Origin of the sequence: Pseudoalteromonas sp. C2R02 (genome assembly GCF_018860845.1) — a bacterium.
Taxonomy (GTDB): domain Bacteria; phylum Pseudomonadota; class Gammaproteobacteria; order Enterobacterales; family Alteromonadaceae; genus Pseudoalteromonas.
The window spans coordinates 63,668-76,743 of record NZ_JAHKQC010000030.1 but is presented as its reverse complement, the minus strand read 5'-3'; the positions used below and the strand labels follow the sequence as shown (position 1 = coordinate 76,743).

The 13,076-nt window shown below is 34.9% G+C and carries 16 protein-coding genes; 11 read left to right on the top strand and 5 right to left on the bottom strand.

What is annotated here, in order from left to right; all coding sequences use genetic code 11:
• Window positions 1-50: 50 nt before the first annotated feature.
• Together KO527_RS11940 and KO527_RS11935 are read right to left on the bottom strand one after the other, a co-directional pair.
• Window positions 51-467, bottom strand: a complete 417-nt coding sequence (locus KO527_RS11940; protein ID WP_216040527.1) for a GNAT family N-acetyltransferase — start codon at window positions 465-467, stop codon at window positions 51-53.
• Window positions 468-476: 9 nt separating this feature from the next.
• On the bottom strand, window positions 477-1,079 hold the full coding sequence (locus tag KO527_RS11935) for a LysE family translocator (RefSeq protein ID WP_252733653.1): 603 nt from the start codon (window positions 1,077-1,079) through the stop codon (window positions 477-479).
• A gap of 101 nt (window positions 1,080-1,180) precedes the next feature.
• Between KO527_RS11935 and KO527_RS11930 the strand changes: the two genes are divergently transcribed.
• Both KO527_RS11930 and gltX read left to right on the top strand, forming a co-directional pair.
• Window positions 1,181-2,566 (top strand): PLP-dependent aminotransferase family protein, encoded by a 1,386-nt coding sequence (locus tag KO527_RS11930; RefSeq protein ID WP_216040526.1) that lies wholly within the window; start codon window positions 1,181-1,183, stop codon window positions 2,564-2,566.
• A 90-nt stretch (window positions 2,567-2,656) separates the two neighbouring features.
• Window positions 2,657-4,141 (top strand): glutamate--tRNA ligase, encoded by a 1,485-nt coding sequence (gene gltX, locus KO527_RS11925; protein WP_216040525.1) that lies wholly within the window; start codon window positions 2,657-2,659, stop codon window positions 4,139-4,141.
• A gap of 59 nt (window positions 4,142-4,200) precedes the next feature.
• Here the strand turns inward: gltX and KO527_RS11920 are convergent, their stop codons facing one another.
• Window positions 4,201-4,611: a hypothetical protein gene (locus KO527_RS11920; protein ID WP_216040524.1), complete on the bottom strand. Its 411-nt coding sequence runs from the start codon at window positions 4,609-4,611 to the stop codon at window positions 4,201-4,203.
• A gap of 155 nt (window positions 4,612-4,766) precedes the next feature.
• On the opposite strand from KO527_RS11920, the gene KO527_RS11915 reads away from it, so the two are divergent.
• From KO527_RS11915 to KO527_RS11880, 8 genes are all read left to right on the top strand, one after another.
• Window positions 4,767-5,471, top strand: coding sequence for a DUF3581 family protein (locus KO527_RS11915; RefSeq protein ID WP_216040523.1), 705 nt, complete (start codon window positions 4,767-4,769; stop codon window positions 5,469-5,471).
• A 373-nt stretch (window positions 5,472-5,844) separates the two neighbouring features.
• The gene (locus tag KO527_RS11910) at window positions 5,845-6,054 is read left to right on the top strand and encodes a cold-shock protein (protein ID WP_091978889.1); all 210 of its coding nucleotides are present in this window, start codon (window positions 5,845-5,847) and stop codon (window positions 6,052-6,054) included.
• Between the two features lie 214 nt (window positions 6,055-6,268).
• Window positions 6,269-6,778: a DUF3087 domain-containing protein gene (locus tag KO527_RS11905; protein ID WP_216040522.1), complete on the top strand. Its 510-nt coding sequence runs from the start codon at window positions 6,269-6,271 to the stop codon at window positions 6,776-6,778.
• 318 nt (window positions 6,779-7,096) lie between these two features.
• A complete protein-coding gene (locus KO527_RS11900) occupies window positions 7,097-7,243 on the top strand; it encodes a TIGR02808 family protein (RefSeq protein WP_216040521.1) in 147 nt (48 codons plus the stop codon).
• A gap of 15 nt (window positions 7,244-7,258) precedes the next feature.
• Entirely contained in the window at window positions 7,259-7,567 is a 309-nt protein-coding gene (locus KO527_RS11895) for a chaperone NapD (protein ID WP_216040520.1), read from the top strand.
• A 53-nt stretch (window positions 7,568-7,620) separates the two neighbouring features.
• Window positions 7,621-10,107, top strand: coding sequence for a nitrate reductase catalytic subunit NapA (gene napA / locus KO527_RS11890; RefSeq protein WP_216040519.1), 2,487 nt, complete (start codon window positions 7,621-7,623; stop codon window positions 10,105-10,107).
• Between the two features lie 11 nt (window positions 10,108-10,118).
• Complete coding sequence (locus KO527_RS11885) at window positions 10,119-10,592, top strand: nitrate reductase cytochrome c-type subunit (RefSeq protein WP_216040518.1); 474 nt, start codon at window positions 10,119-10,121, stop codon at window positions 10,590-10,592.
• A 15-nt stretch (window positions 10,593-10,607) separates the two neighbouring features.
• Window positions 10,608-11,192 carry a NapC/NirT family cytochrome c gene (locus KO527_RS11880; RefSeq protein WP_216040517.1) on the top strand — a complete coding sequence of 195 codons (585 nt, stop codon included), beginning with the start codon at window positions 10,608-10,610 and terminating at the stop codon, window positions 11,190-11,192.
• Window positions 11,193-11,271: 79 nt separating this feature from the next.
• On the opposite strand, the gene napF is transcribed toward KO527_RS11880, so the two are convergent.
• Entirely contained in the window at window positions 11,272-11,760 is a 489-nt protein-coding gene (gene napF / locus KO527_RS11875; protein WP_216040516.1) for a ferredoxin-type protein NapF, read from the bottom strand.
• Between the two features lie 52 nt (window positions 11,761-11,812).
• Window positions 11,813-12,397: a HutD family protein gene (locus tag KO527_RS11870; protein WP_216040515.1), complete on the bottom strand. Its 585-nt coding sequence runs from the start codon at window positions 12,395-12,397 to the stop codon at window positions 11,813-11,815.
• 274 nt (window positions 12,398-12,671) lie between these two features.
• On the opposite strand from KO527_RS11870, the gene KO527_RS11865 reads away from it, so the two are divergent.
• On the top strand, window positions 12,672-13,034 hold the full coding sequence (locus KO527_RS11865) for a hypothetical protein (protein WP_216040514.1): 363 nt from the start codon (window positions 12,672-12,674) through the stop codon (window positions 13,032-13,034).
• Window positions 13,035-13,076: the final 42 nt, after the last annotated feature.

Sequence of the window (13,076 nt, the reverse complement as noted above, 5' to 3'; positions counted from 1 at the left end):
ATAAAGGAATCAAGTTTAAGATAAAAAATTATACAATTTTATTTATAATTTTACTCAAGGTAGATATTAGGTTTATAAATTTCCATCATGCCCTCGGGATAAATTGGTTTTGCAAAATTATATTGGGCGTATAAATCATGGGCGTCTTTAGTTGCTAAAGTGAAACGTCTTAATCCTTGTAATTTCTTATCTTCTATAATTGCTGTAATTAATTTCTTTCCTATACCTTGGCCTCTATATTTCTCTAAAACGAAGACATCTAATAAATTAGCAAAGGTAGCTTGATCGGTAACTACTCTGGCAAAGGCACATAATGTATTGTTATTTTGAATTACAAAACATAAAGAATTATCACAGGCACGTTTTAAACAGTCTTTTGAGATACCGTTAGACCAATAGCTGCGTTCGCTTAAAAAATTAAAAACAGTTTCAAAATCTGCTTGGTTTAAATTGTATTTAATTTGCATAGTTATCTCCTAAATAAAGATCATGGGAATTGTAAGTAGTAGTAAGCTAGCCATAGTCAAATTGAATTTTTGATTGAAATTAGGGTTTTGTAATTTTTTTGCGATCAGTTTTCCTATTGTTACCCATACAAAAGCACAAGGGATTGATACTGTATTAAATAATAAAATACTGAGAAAAGCAGAAGACCAATAAAGGTCGCCAGCTAGTGTGAACGCAGAACTTGCTGTTAATAACATCGCCCAGGACTTGGGATTAATTAACTGAAACCCCGCAGCTTGAATAATATTAAATGGTTGATGGGCTTTATTTGATGTCGGTGGTTTCGCTTTTGAGATAGTAAAAGCGAGCTTTAGAATATATATGCAAGCAATCAAGCTTAAAACAAACTGTATTTTAGGGTAGGCGATAAAAAGCTGTCCTAAACCAAAAAGAATACATGTTTGCAAACATATCATGCCTATTCGAATTCCTAAAATATGCGGGATCGTTTTTTTGATACCAAAATAAGCGCCAGAATGCGCCAGTAAAATATTGTTTGGTCCAGGGGTGATTGTTGCTATAACTGTAAAAATACTAATAGGTAAAATTAACGCTAAAAGTTCATTTGGCATAATTTGTCCTTGTTAATTTTAAATTGTACGCATACAATTTGTAGTGTTTGTATTGGTTTAAGTTGTCACATTTATTTTTATTAGGCTATAAGTTTATTGTTATGGATACAATTTGGAAGGTAAACCAAGTTCGCTTTATTGAGCTTGTAAAAACTCAAGCAAAATATAAGGCGTTAGTGACTTTAATTGATGAAGCTATTACAGATGGAGATCTAGCTTTTAAGCAAAAATTACCAGCGCAGCGCTGGTTGGCTGATGAGTTAAGCGTCACCCATGGTACGGTCACTAGAGCTTATGAATTAGCGCAAAAACAAGGGCTTGTTAAAGCAAAGTTAGGTGCTGGTACTTTTGTTGATATTGAGAGCAATTCAAATATAACAGAAGAGCTCGTTGTTGATTTTGCATCGAGTATGCAGCCAATGATGGGTCAACAAGCTGTTTTAGCGCAAGCCATGACGGAATTAGCTCAAGATAATAATGCTTTATCTCAAATACTAACTTACTCAATAGATGGTATTACTAAGCATAAAAAAGTATTTAATGATTGGCTTATAAACAAAGGGTTTAAAAAAGCAGATGATTTAATCTTTTTACAGGGCGCACAACAGGGCGTTTATAGCTGTTTACAAATACTGACTGAGCCTGGGGATTTGGTTTTGCATGAATCTCTTTGTTATCCTGGGTTTTATCGTGCGGCTGAGCCATCAGGTTTAAAAATGAAAGGGCTCACGATAACAAATGAAGGTATTGATTTAGATGAGCTAGAGGCTATTTGTAAAAAATACGCGCCAAAAGTGCTTTATATTACGCCAAATAATCAAAACCCGACCAATGTAAAATACACTGAGCAGCAGTTAGATAAAATTTTAGCTTTAAGTCGTCAATATCAATTTTTTATTATTGAAGATGATGTGAATTATTGTTTGCCTAATAATTGGCGTTTACCACTGCAACAAAAAGCCCCAGATCGTGTTTTTTATATATCAAGTTTGTCTAAGTATTTTGCTGGTGGCTTAAGGGTGGGTTATATTTTGGCTCCTGCTTTATTTCAGCAGGTATTAAAGCAACATATTCATAGTCAGTGTTGGATGGTTTCAACCATGAACTTTGAATTAGCATCTCGTTTTATTCAAAGTGATGGCTACCAGTTCAATCAAGACAAACTTGCAAAAGAACTCATTTATCGCCAACAAGCGTTTCAGGTTCTTTTTGATAAATATAAACTCACTGCACGTTTAGGCGGATTAAATATTTGGCTTGAGTTACCTAAAAATATCAATATGCATCATTTGAGCGGCTTATTATTAGCAAATAATGTAAAAATACGTACTGCAGACTTATTTTTAGCACCATCAAGTACGAATAATTATAATGCGATCCGTATCTCATTAGGTGGACCAGAGCATAGAAAGGTATTTGATAAAGGCATAGAAATTATGGATAGGGTTTTTAAGCAATTACACAATAATAATGATGTTGTTATTTAAAACCTATTATCCTAAAACTAAGCTTTATGTTACCCTTGCCACAATTATTTAGACTTAGTTCTTACATATTTTTTTTAAGAGATTTAACTCATGACTATTCGTACTCGTGTAGCACCGTCACCAACGGGTGACCCGCACTTAGGCACAGCTTATATTGCATTGTTTAACTACGCTTTTGCTAAGCAGCAAGGCGGTGAATTTGTATTACGTATTGAAGATACTGATCAGGTTCGTAGTACACCAGAATCAGAACAAGCGATTATGGATAGTTTACGTTGGTTAGGTCTTAATTGGGATCACGGTCCTGATGTGGGCGGTGAGTTTGGTCCATACCGTCAGTCTGAACGTAGTGATTTATATAAGAAATATGCACAGCAACTTGTTGATAATGGTAAAGCTTTTTACTGTTTTGCAACGGCTGAAGAGCTTGACCAAATGCGTGAAGCGCAGATGGCTGAAGGTTTACGTCCAAAGTATGATGGTCGTGGTTTAAAGCTTTCTGCTGATGAAGTTGAAGAAAATTTAGCTGCGGGTAAACCTTATGTGATCCGTATGAATATCCCAGAAGAAGGGACATTTAAATTTAACGATTACTTACGTGGAGAAATTGAGATCCCGTGGGAAAACGTTGATATGCAAGTATTGCTTAAAGCTGATGGTTTCCCAACTTATTTCTTAGCAAATGTGGTTGATGATCACCATATGGAAATTAGCCATATCTTCCGTGGTGAAGAGTGGATCAACTCAGCGCCTAAATTATTAAAACTATATGAAGATTTTGGTTGGACTGCACCAACTTTAGGTCACTTACCATTATTACGAAACCCAGATAAATCTAAATTATCAAAACGTAAAAACCCAACTTCTATTAACTACTATAAAGAAATGGGCTTTTTACCGGAAGCTGTATTGAATTACTTAGGTCGTATGGGTTGGTCAATGCCTGATGAGCGTGAAAAATTCACATTAGCAGAGATGATTGAAAACTTTGACATGAAACGTGTATCACTTGGTGGTCCGGTATTTGATGTTGAAAAATTAAGTTGGTTAAATGGTCTTTGGATCCGTGAAAACTTAACTGACGAAGAATTAATTGGTCGCTTTGTTGATTGGAAGTTTAATGGTGAAACTTTAGGTAAAATTTTACCGCAAGTTAAAACACGTATTAATACATTATCTGATTTAGTTGAGCTTGCAGGTTACTTTGTATCTGGTATGCCAACCTATGAGCCTGAGTTATTAACAGCAGGCAAAGCGGAAGAAGATGTTATTCGTCAAGCACTACAGTTCTTTATTTGGGATCTAGAGGCTTTACGCACTTGGGAAAAATCAGAGATTTTTACGATTGCAAAAAAACTAGCTGATCACCATGAGCTTAAAATTAAAGTATTCTTAGAGCCTATCTTTGTTGCGATCAGTGGTAAGCCATCTTCAACATCGGTTATCGATGCGATGGAAATTTTAGGTTCAGATATGTCTCGTGCCCGTTTACGTGTTGCATTAGGTCATATAGGTGTATCTAAGAAGCAAGCTAAAAAGCTAGAAAAAGCATATAAAGTTTACCTAGCAGAATAAGAAATACTTTTTGCTAAAAACATAAAAGCGACCTTAGAGTCGCTTTTTTATTACTTGGTTTAGCTATTTTTATAAGCATTACCACGACAGTGGAAAGTGAAACTACACTGAGCTTGTTTTACTTTATAACAACTAAGGGTAACAAAAACATTACCATTTAAAACTAAAACTTCACTTTTAAAATCTTCATAAGCAAAAGCTTTAGCTCTATTGATTTCATAATTATCGGATGAATTATTAATCAGTTCTTCCGAAGGGTTTATATTTTCCGTGAGGCAATACTCACCTGTAACTTTAGCTATGAGGTTAGCCCCTGATTCTATTGCATTTTGATCTGAGCTATATTCTTCAAGTGAGTTTAAAACGGTTTGATTAACTATATATGAACCAGCATTTGTGGTGAGCGTTATGTTTTGGCAACCCAGTAAAAATAAACTGTAAAATGTAGCTATTAGGTTGAATAATTTCATTTATCTTCCTTAATTAATAAAATTTAAAATAGTATAAAGAAAGTGAAATGATTAAGATGTAAAAAAATGTTTTTTAACTGATTCGACCTCTATTACCTAAAATCTTGGTAGAATGGTCAGGTTGTAACTTTAGTCATAAAAGAAGTCATTAAAATATGTTAAATCCTTTTTACCATCAGTGCGAAAAAAATAAGATCACTTTTACCCGTGAACAAGGTAGTAATTTTGCTAAATTAATAGCTGATGACTATAATCCTTTACACGATGCTGATGCTAAAAAGTTTTGTGTACCAGGCGACTTACTTTTCTCATTAGTTTTACAGAAGTATGGCATTAGCCAAAAAATGCATTTTACATTTTCAGGTATGGTTAATGAAAATGTCGCATTAGACTTCCCTGAAGCTGCTGATGAATTTGATATCACAGATGGTGATAAAGTTTACTTATCAGTAAAACGCTCAGGTGAAACTTCAGATTGCCCTGCATTAACACAGAGCTTAACTAAAAATTACGTTGAGTTTTCTGGGACAACTTTTCCTCATGTAATCATTCCAATTATGGGTGAGCAAGATGTGATGATTAACCCATCACGTCCTATGGTTATTTATGAATCAATGTCGATCGATTTACAGCGACTAGATATTGAAAGTCCTGAACTTGAATTTGCAGATCCTGTTTTTGAACTTAATGGTAAACGCGGAAAAATCATTTTACGTTTTAATATTTTAGAGCAAGGTGTTGTGGTAGGAACTGGCGTTAAAAATATGTTGGTTTCAGGTATTCGTGAATATTGCCAAGAAACAGTAGATGACTTGATTAATTTCTATAATCAAAGAAAAACAGATTTAAAACCTGAGTAATTACTCAAACTACTAGACTGTTTTAAAAGACGATATAAATAAAAAAGACGCTAAGTGCGTCTTTTTTGCTTTATCTAATTGTTTAAAATATGGCTTTGTAACTTGACACGTTAGAAGGTTTTTTTCGAATAAATAAGATATGCAGTAAAAAAAATTTAAAATTTTTTGAAACTACGCATTTAACAAGACTTTAGTGTTTGACTGCTAAACATTATGGTATATACTGCGTGCAGCTTGAAAGTTCGTTTTAGATTATGCAACACCATTTCGATGTATGTTTTACATCTTCGTCCTGTTTTACATAAGAAGTAACACTTTTAGCAGAACCGCCTTATACAAGGCTTATATTACTTTAAATAAATAGGATATTATTATGTCTACTACTACTACTGGTACAGTAAAATGGTTTAACGAATCTAAAGGTTTTGGTTTCATCGAGCAAGAAAATGGTCCTGACGTTTTCGCTCATTTCTCTGCAATCCAAAGCGATGGTTTTAAAACTCTTGCTGAAGGCCAACGTGTATCTTTCACAGTTACTACTGGTCAGAAAGGTCCTCAAGCTGAGAACATCCAAGCTATCTAATTTTAGCTTTTGCTAATATTAGTAACTTACTTAGTTTAAGTTTTTCTTAATACTAAGATAAAAGGGCAGCCTAAGGGTTTGCCCTTTTTTGTGCTTGTTGATAAATGACAGCATTATTCTAAATGACATTAAACTAATTCAAATCAAAGCCCTTTATATGCCATTTGGTATAAAATACATCTAGATAGATATATTAAAAAATATTGGAAAATAAATGACATTAATTGAAGTTGATAAAAAACGATATCGCGCACATTTAAATCGTGTGATTATCGGATGTATTGCAAGCTTAACGATAGGTAGTTTAGGTATCGCGCAAGGTTTAATTGCATTATTGCCATCTGATTCTGGTAGTCATTTCCATTGGAATCTGATTGGTGTGATTATTACAAGTTTATTAATAGGCTCGCAACTGATCAAATATAAAAAACATGCCTATATGTATGAAGTTGCTTATGTATGGGACTTAAAACAGGCGCTAAATAAGATTACTCGTAAAATGCGTAAAGTAAAACAAGGTGTTGAGCGTGGTGATGTTCATGCTATGCAAGCACTTAACTTTTTTTATGCTGGTTCTCGCCAGTTATGGTTATTAGATGATAATAATATTACCCAAGACGAGCTTACTATTTGGCAAGCTGAATTAGATGTAAAAGCTGCCCAATACAATCTTGAATTAGATGTCACTAAGTATGATGAAGCAACTTTGTCATCAATAAATTAAAAAATACATGCTTTATTAAAAGAGATTTAGCTTTTAAATCTCTTTAATTATTTCAACTTTCATATTCTTATTAAAACTGCTTCTCGTTACTATTTTTGTAATTTTTTAAATTATTACCATTCTTAAATATCTCTTCTATCCTTATTTATGTTTGCTTTATTAAAAACTAAACCCTTTGAATACAAGTGATTATCATTACTTAAAGTAATCCTTAAATTTAGTAAGGTTTATTTAAAAGCATGATCTAAATCAATGCCCTTTTTGTAACAAAATTTAAACTATATATACAAGATAAAACCCGTCAAACAGGAGATCTAAATGAGTGCGTTAGAGTCAATGATTTGGACCGTATTAGGTTATTTAGCAATGCCAACTATATTCATTGTAGGTTTTGCTGGTGTAGCTGCAGTTTCATTGTTTGTTTTGAAAATGCTCGGTGCTAAATCAATTCAGTCTAAAGTTTAAATAGGTAAATTAGTCGTGATTAACTTATTAGAAGAAGAACCTGTTCACATTGCTGGAGTGCTTGTTAAAGCATTTCCTCACAATACCCAAGCAATCGCTCTAAAACTGAATGCACTTCCAGGTACTGAAGTTCATGAGATCAGTGATGATGGCAGTATGGTTGTGACAGTTGAAGCAACAGATAAAGAAAAAAATGTAGTCGACATTATTACTAAGTTAAGTGTTTTTGAAGGGGTGCTTGATGCGTCTTTGATATTCCACCATAACGATGCTGGGCTGGTACCTCATGCAAAAAATAATGACGGTAAAATTAATTTTAAATAGCAAATAGTTTATATCGACTTATATCGTCATATAACTAGTCAGGAGGAGAAGTTGTGAATCAATCAAGACGTGACTTCATAAAAGCAAATGCAATCGCTGCTACCGCTGCAGCAGCTGGTGTAGCAATTCCGGCGTCAGCATCAAATCTGATCACTGATTCAGATGAAAGTAAAATCAAATGGGATAAAGCACCTTGTCGTTTTTGTGGTACAGGTTGTAGTGTTCTTGTTGGCAGCCAAAATGGTAAAGTGGTTGCAACTCAGGGTGATCCTGATGCAGAGGTAAATAAAGGTCTTAATTGTATTAAGGGCTATTTCCTATCTAAAATTATGTACGGTAAAGACCGTTTAACTCAGCCTTTACTAAGAATGAAAGATGGCAAGTTCCATAAAGAAGGTGATTTCCAACCTGTAAGTTGGGATATGGCTTTTGACGTGATGGCTGATAAATTTAAATCAGCATTAAAAGCAAAAGGCCCTACTTCTGTTGGTATGTTTGGCTCAGGCCAATGGACTGTAATGGAAGGGTATGCTGCTGTAAAATTAATGAAAGCAGGTTTCCGTTCAAATAATATAGATCCAAATGCACGTCACTGTATGGCTTCTGCTGTTGGTGCGTTTATGCGTACTTTTGGTATCGATGAGCCTATGGGTTGTTATGATGATTTAGAGCAAGCAGATTCATTTGTGCTTTGGGGCTCTAATATGGCTGAAATGCACCCAATTTTATGGTCACGTTTAACTGACCGTCGTTTAGGTCACTCGCATGTCCGCGTCCATGTGCTATCAACTTATAAACACCGTTCTTTTGAATTAGCTGATAACGGTATGATTTTCACACCAAATACAGATTTAGCAATTGCCAATTATATCGCTAATTACATCATTCAAAATGATGCTGTAGATTGGGACTTTGTTAAAAAGCATACTCATTTTAAACAGGTAACAACAGATATCGGCTATGGTTTACGACCTGAGCATGAATTGCAAAAAGCAGCTAAAAATGCTGACTCAGGTAAAATACTTGATGTGACTTTTGATGAGTACAAAAAGCAAGTTGCTGAATATACTCTAGAAAAAACAGTTGAAATATCTGGTGTGCCAGCTAAGAAACTTGAAGAAATGGCTAAAATGTATGCCGATCCTAAAACAAAAGTAATGTCATTATGGACTATGGGTATGAATCAACATACGCGTGGTGTATGGATGAATAGCTTAGTTTACAATATTCATTTATTAACAGGTAAAATTTCTAAACCTGGTAACGGACCTTTCTCTTTAACTGGTCAGCCTTCAGCGTGTGGTACAGCACGTGAAGTAGGTACTTTCTCGCATCGTTTACCTGCTGATATGGTTGTTAAAAAGAAAAAACATCGTGATATTGCAGAGAAAATTTGGAAACTACCAGAAGGTACTATTCCGCCAAAGCCAGGTTACCATGCTGTTTTGCAAAACCGTATGCTTAAAGATGGTAAGTTAAATGCTTACTGGGTTATGTGTAATAACAATGTACAAGCTGCTCCAAACTTAAATGAAGAAACATTACCTGGTTACCGTAACCCAGAAAACTTCGTTGTTGTATCTGACCCTTACCCAACAGTAACATGTCAGGCTGGCGATCTTATTTTACCAACTGCTATGTGGGTAGAAAAAGAAGGCTGTTATGGTAATGCTGAACGTCGTACACAACATTGGTTCCAACAAGTAAAAGCACCGGGTGAAGCTAAGTCTGATTTATGGCAATTAATGGAATTCTCTAAACGCTTCAAAATTGAAGAGGTATGGGATGAAAAATTATTAGCTAAGGCACCTCATCTTCGTGGAAAAACCATGTACGATGTACTTTACCGTAATGGTAATGTTGATGCTTACCCAATTGAAGAAGCTAAAGAACTTAATGATGATTCACATGATTGTGGCTTCTATGTTCAAAAAGGTTTATTCGAAGAATATGCTGCATTTGGACGTGATCATGGACATGATTTAGCACCATATGAGATGTATCACACAGCTCGAGGCCTACGTTGGCCTGTAGTGAACGGTGTTGAAACTAAATGGCGTTATAGAGAAGGTTCAGATCCTTACGTAGGTAAAGGTAAAGAGTTTGAATTCTATGGTAAACCAGATGGTAAAGCGTTAATTATTTCAGCGCCTTATGAAGTTCCTCCAGAATCGCCTGATTCAGAATATGATATGTGGTTATGTACGGGACGTGTACTTGAGCATTGGCATTCGGGTTCTATGACACAGCGTGTTCCTGAGCTTTATAAAGCTTTCCCTGATGCGGTTGTATTTATGCATCCAGATGATGCTAAAAAACGTAACTTGCGCCGTGGTGATGAAGTGATGGTTGAATCTCGCCGTGGTGAGATGAAAAGCCGCATAGAAACACGTGGCCGTAATAGACCACCGGTTGGTTTAGTATTTGTTCCTTGGTTTGATGCAAGACAATTGATCAATAAGATCACGTTAGATGCAACAGATCCTTTGTCAAAACAAACCGATTACAAAAAATGTGCTATTAAAGTACGTAAAGTGTAGGGAGCATTAATATGAAAAAATTAATAACCGGTTTAGTATTATTAGGTGCTGTGGCAACTGCTGTAGCGCAAAAAGATGAATCATCTAACGATGCATTACTTAGTAATGGTGGTGTTGAGTCTTTGCGTGGTAAAGCACAGCTAAGTGAAACACGTCAACCTGATAAAATGAAACGTGTTTTAAAAGATCGTGAAGTTGTTGAGCGAAACTACGTTCATCAACCGCCTGTGATCCCTCATCAGATCCGTGGTTATAAAGTAGATTTAAACTCTAATAAGTGTTTATCTTGTCATGGTTGGAAGTATGCTAAAGAAGTGGGTGCTACTAAAGTAAGCCCTACTCACTTTGAAACACGTGATGGTATGACGTTATCGGATATTTCGCCTCGTCGTTATTTCTGTTCACAATGTCATGTACCTCAAGTCGATGCTAAACCATTGGTTAAAAATGAGTTTCGCGCAGTTGAATCACTGAGCCATAAATAGCCGTAGGACCTACATATGAATATGTTGAAAAAAATATGGCAAATACTTAAATCTCCAACTTCAGCTGGAGTAGGTGTTGTAGTTGCATTAGGTTTTTTTGGTGGTGTAATATTTTGGGGGGGGTTTAATACAACCCTTGAAATGACCAATACTGAGCAATTTTGTATTGGGTGTCATGAAATGGGTGATAATGTTTATCAGGAATATAAAGAAACGATTCATTATGCTAATCGTTCTGGTGTTCGTGCGACTTGTCCTGATTGTCATGTGCCAAAAGAATGGACCCACAAAATTATCCGTAAAATTGCTGCGAGTAAAGAGGTTTGGGGTAAAATGACGGGTATAATTGATACGACTGAAAAGTTTGATGACCATCGTAAATCGATGGCAATGCGTGAATGGAAACGTATGAAAGAGAATGATTCTCGTGAATGTCGTAACTGTCATAACTTTGAATATATGGATTTCTCTGAGCAAGGTAGCCGTAGTGTGAAAATGCACTCAACAGCTTTAGCTTCAGGAGAAAAAACCTGTATAGATTGTCATAAAGGTATCGCACATAAACTACCAGATATGAAAGGTGTTGAAGGTTGGCACTAAGCTAAGCTAAAACACAAGATCATAAAAAGCTGCGAAAGCGGCTTTTTTTATGGATAAAGGAAAATTAATAGAAAAATAATTAAGTTAGTTTTGGCTTTATCTCTATTGAGCCTTGCGGGCAAACAGAAACACATGCACCACAACTAGTGCAATCAGCTAAAATGATCTCTGGAGTGGGAATTGATGTTTTAAATAAATCAAACTTTATAGCTTCAGTTTCACAGGCATCTTTGCATGACATACAGTGAACTTTATTTACTGCTAAACAGTTACCTGCGATTGATATCTGATTATTAAAAGCTGGGTGCAAGTTATTATTTAACGCTTTTGGTTCACATACATCAGCGCATAAACCACAAAAAGTACATTCATCGATATTAAAATCTATTTCAGGAAACCCAGCAGCACCTTTTTTTATAATGCCTGTTTCACATGCATCAATGCATTTATTACATTGAGTGCAAGACTCTAGAAAAGCATCTTCATTACCACTGTAAGGAGGCCTTAAAGGAGGAGGCGATTTTGGTTTTGCTCTAAAAAATGCGCGACGACTATGATCAATTGCCATGAACTATTACCTTAAAAATATAAACACTGAACGCAGTTATAATTTTAGTTAATTATTTATGTTTTAGTTTGATGATAATCATCATTTCACCAGATAATTGCACATTGTTATCAGTTAACTCTGTAATATGCATTAAATGACCTAAAGCAAGCTCGTTGATCACTTTATCATTGTGAGTTAGCTTGGTTTTATCTGCTAAACAATAAACAAAATAATCATTTCCAGCTTCTAATGAAACTTGTTCTAGAGCAACATTATTGATTGTTTCCACTGAAAACTTATCAGTTCTTACGATTACATTAAAATCTAAAATTTCGCCTTTATGTAACTCACCTGATGTCGCACTAGCACCATCAAATATAGATACATCTAAAATACTTTTTAAACTGTGAGTAACAGAAACATCATTATAGTAATGGTGTAAATCAATGCCGTTACCAGCAATAAGTGTCAGGTTACGAGTATAACCTGCAAAATTAGAAAACAAACCATCCTCAGCAACACTGGCAATGCTCATTCGCCAATCAAAACATTCTAATGTACCACCTTCATTGATTGCTAGCTCAGTTGTTGTGCCTTTGCCATTTTTCCAAGGTACATTTTTAAACTGTGCAGGTGTTTTGATACTTATGTTCATACTTTAAAGCCTTTGAGTAGATGCTATGGATAGTGAAAACTAGCTATTAATACAATTTCATTTTCTCATACGAAAGATTATTTTTATACCTTCAGGTTGAGCATGTATTGCATAAAACAAATAAAAGCAAAATTCTGATTCATATTTTGTACTAGTGGAGTAAATAAATTGTCATTTTTGATAAAGGAAATAATTACTTGATTTCTAGTTCCTGTATGGGGTAAGTTAATTACGTACCCGATATGGGTTTATAATAATTAATAAAGGATTAAAAATGAATAAGTTTTTAAAAGCGGGAATATTAGTAGCGTCTTCAGTTTTTGGTTCACAAGCTATGGCAGCAAATATGCAGTGTTATGTTGATACTCAGGCATATGATCACTTTACAGCAGATCATTGTGAAGCGCTTATTTTTGGAGCAAACAAAGCGACAGCTGTTTTTCGAATTGTAGGAGCATCAAAACCAATAGATTCTGTAATTTGGAAAGATGCAGCTAAGAGCTGTGGAACTTCAGGCACATTTTGTTCTGTATCTATAAGAGCATTTAGAACAAATAAAGCAACTGCAACAATTTTATATTCAGATGGTACTTGGGGTTCTGCTTCTGCGACAGCTTCATTTGAAGATGGTAGATAATCAGTAAATATATAGAGTCATAGTTTTAATTATGACTCTATT

Coding starts and splice junctions, on each gene's coding strand:
- KO527_RS11930 (WP_216040526.1), top strand. CDS start 1,181: ATGGATACAATTTGGAAGGTAAACCAAGTTCGCTTTATTGAGCTTGTA.
- KO527_RS11880 (WP_216040517.1), top strand. CDS start 10,608: ATGAATATGTTGAAAAAAATATGGCAAATACTTAAATCTCCAACTTCA.
- KO527_RS11915 (WP_216040523.1), top strand. CDS start 4,767: ATGTTAAATCCTTTTTACCATCAGTGCGAAAAAAATAAGATCACTTTT.
- KO527_RS11935 (WP_252733653.1), bottom strand. CDS start 1,079: ATGCCAAATGAACTTTTAGCGTTAATTTTACCTATTAGTATTTTTACA.
- gltX (WP_216040525.1), top strand. CDS start 2,657: ATGACTATTCGTACTCGTGTAGCACCGTCACCAACGGGTGACCCGCAC.
- KO527_RS11910 (WP_091978889.1), top strand. CDS start 5,845: ATGTCTACTACTACTACTGGTACAGTAAAATGGTTTAACGAATCTAAA.
- KO527_RS11920 (WP_216040524.1), bottom strand. CDS start 4,611: ATGAAATTATTCAACCTAATAGCTACATTTTACAGTTTATTTTTACTG.
- KO527_RS11865 (WP_216040514.1), top strand. CDS start 12,672: ATGAATAAGTTTTTAAAAGCGGGAATATTAGTAGCGTCTTCAGTTTTT.
- napF (WP_216040516.1), bottom strand. CDS start 11,760: ATGGCAATTGATCATAGTCGTCGCGCATTTTTTAGAGCAAAACCAAAA.
- KO527_RS11940 (WP_216040527.1), bottom strand. CDS start 467: ATGCAAATTAAATACAATTTAAACCAAGCAGATTTTGAAACTGTTTTT.
- KO527_RS11870 (WP_216040515.1), bottom strand. CDS start 12,397: ATGAACATAAGTATCAAAACACCTGCACAGTTTAAAAATGTACCTTGG.
- KO527_RS11900 (WP_216040521.1), top strand. CDS start 7,097: ATGAGTGCGTTAGAGTCAATGATTTGGACCGTATTAGGTTATTTAGCA.
- KO527_RS11905 (WP_216040522.1), top strand. CDS start 6,269: ATGACATTAATTGAAGTTGATAAAAAACGATATCGCGCACATTTAAAT.
- KO527_RS11885 (WP_216040518.1), top strand. CDS start 10,119: ATGAAAAAATTAATAACCGGTTTAGTATTATTAGGTGCTGTGGCAACT.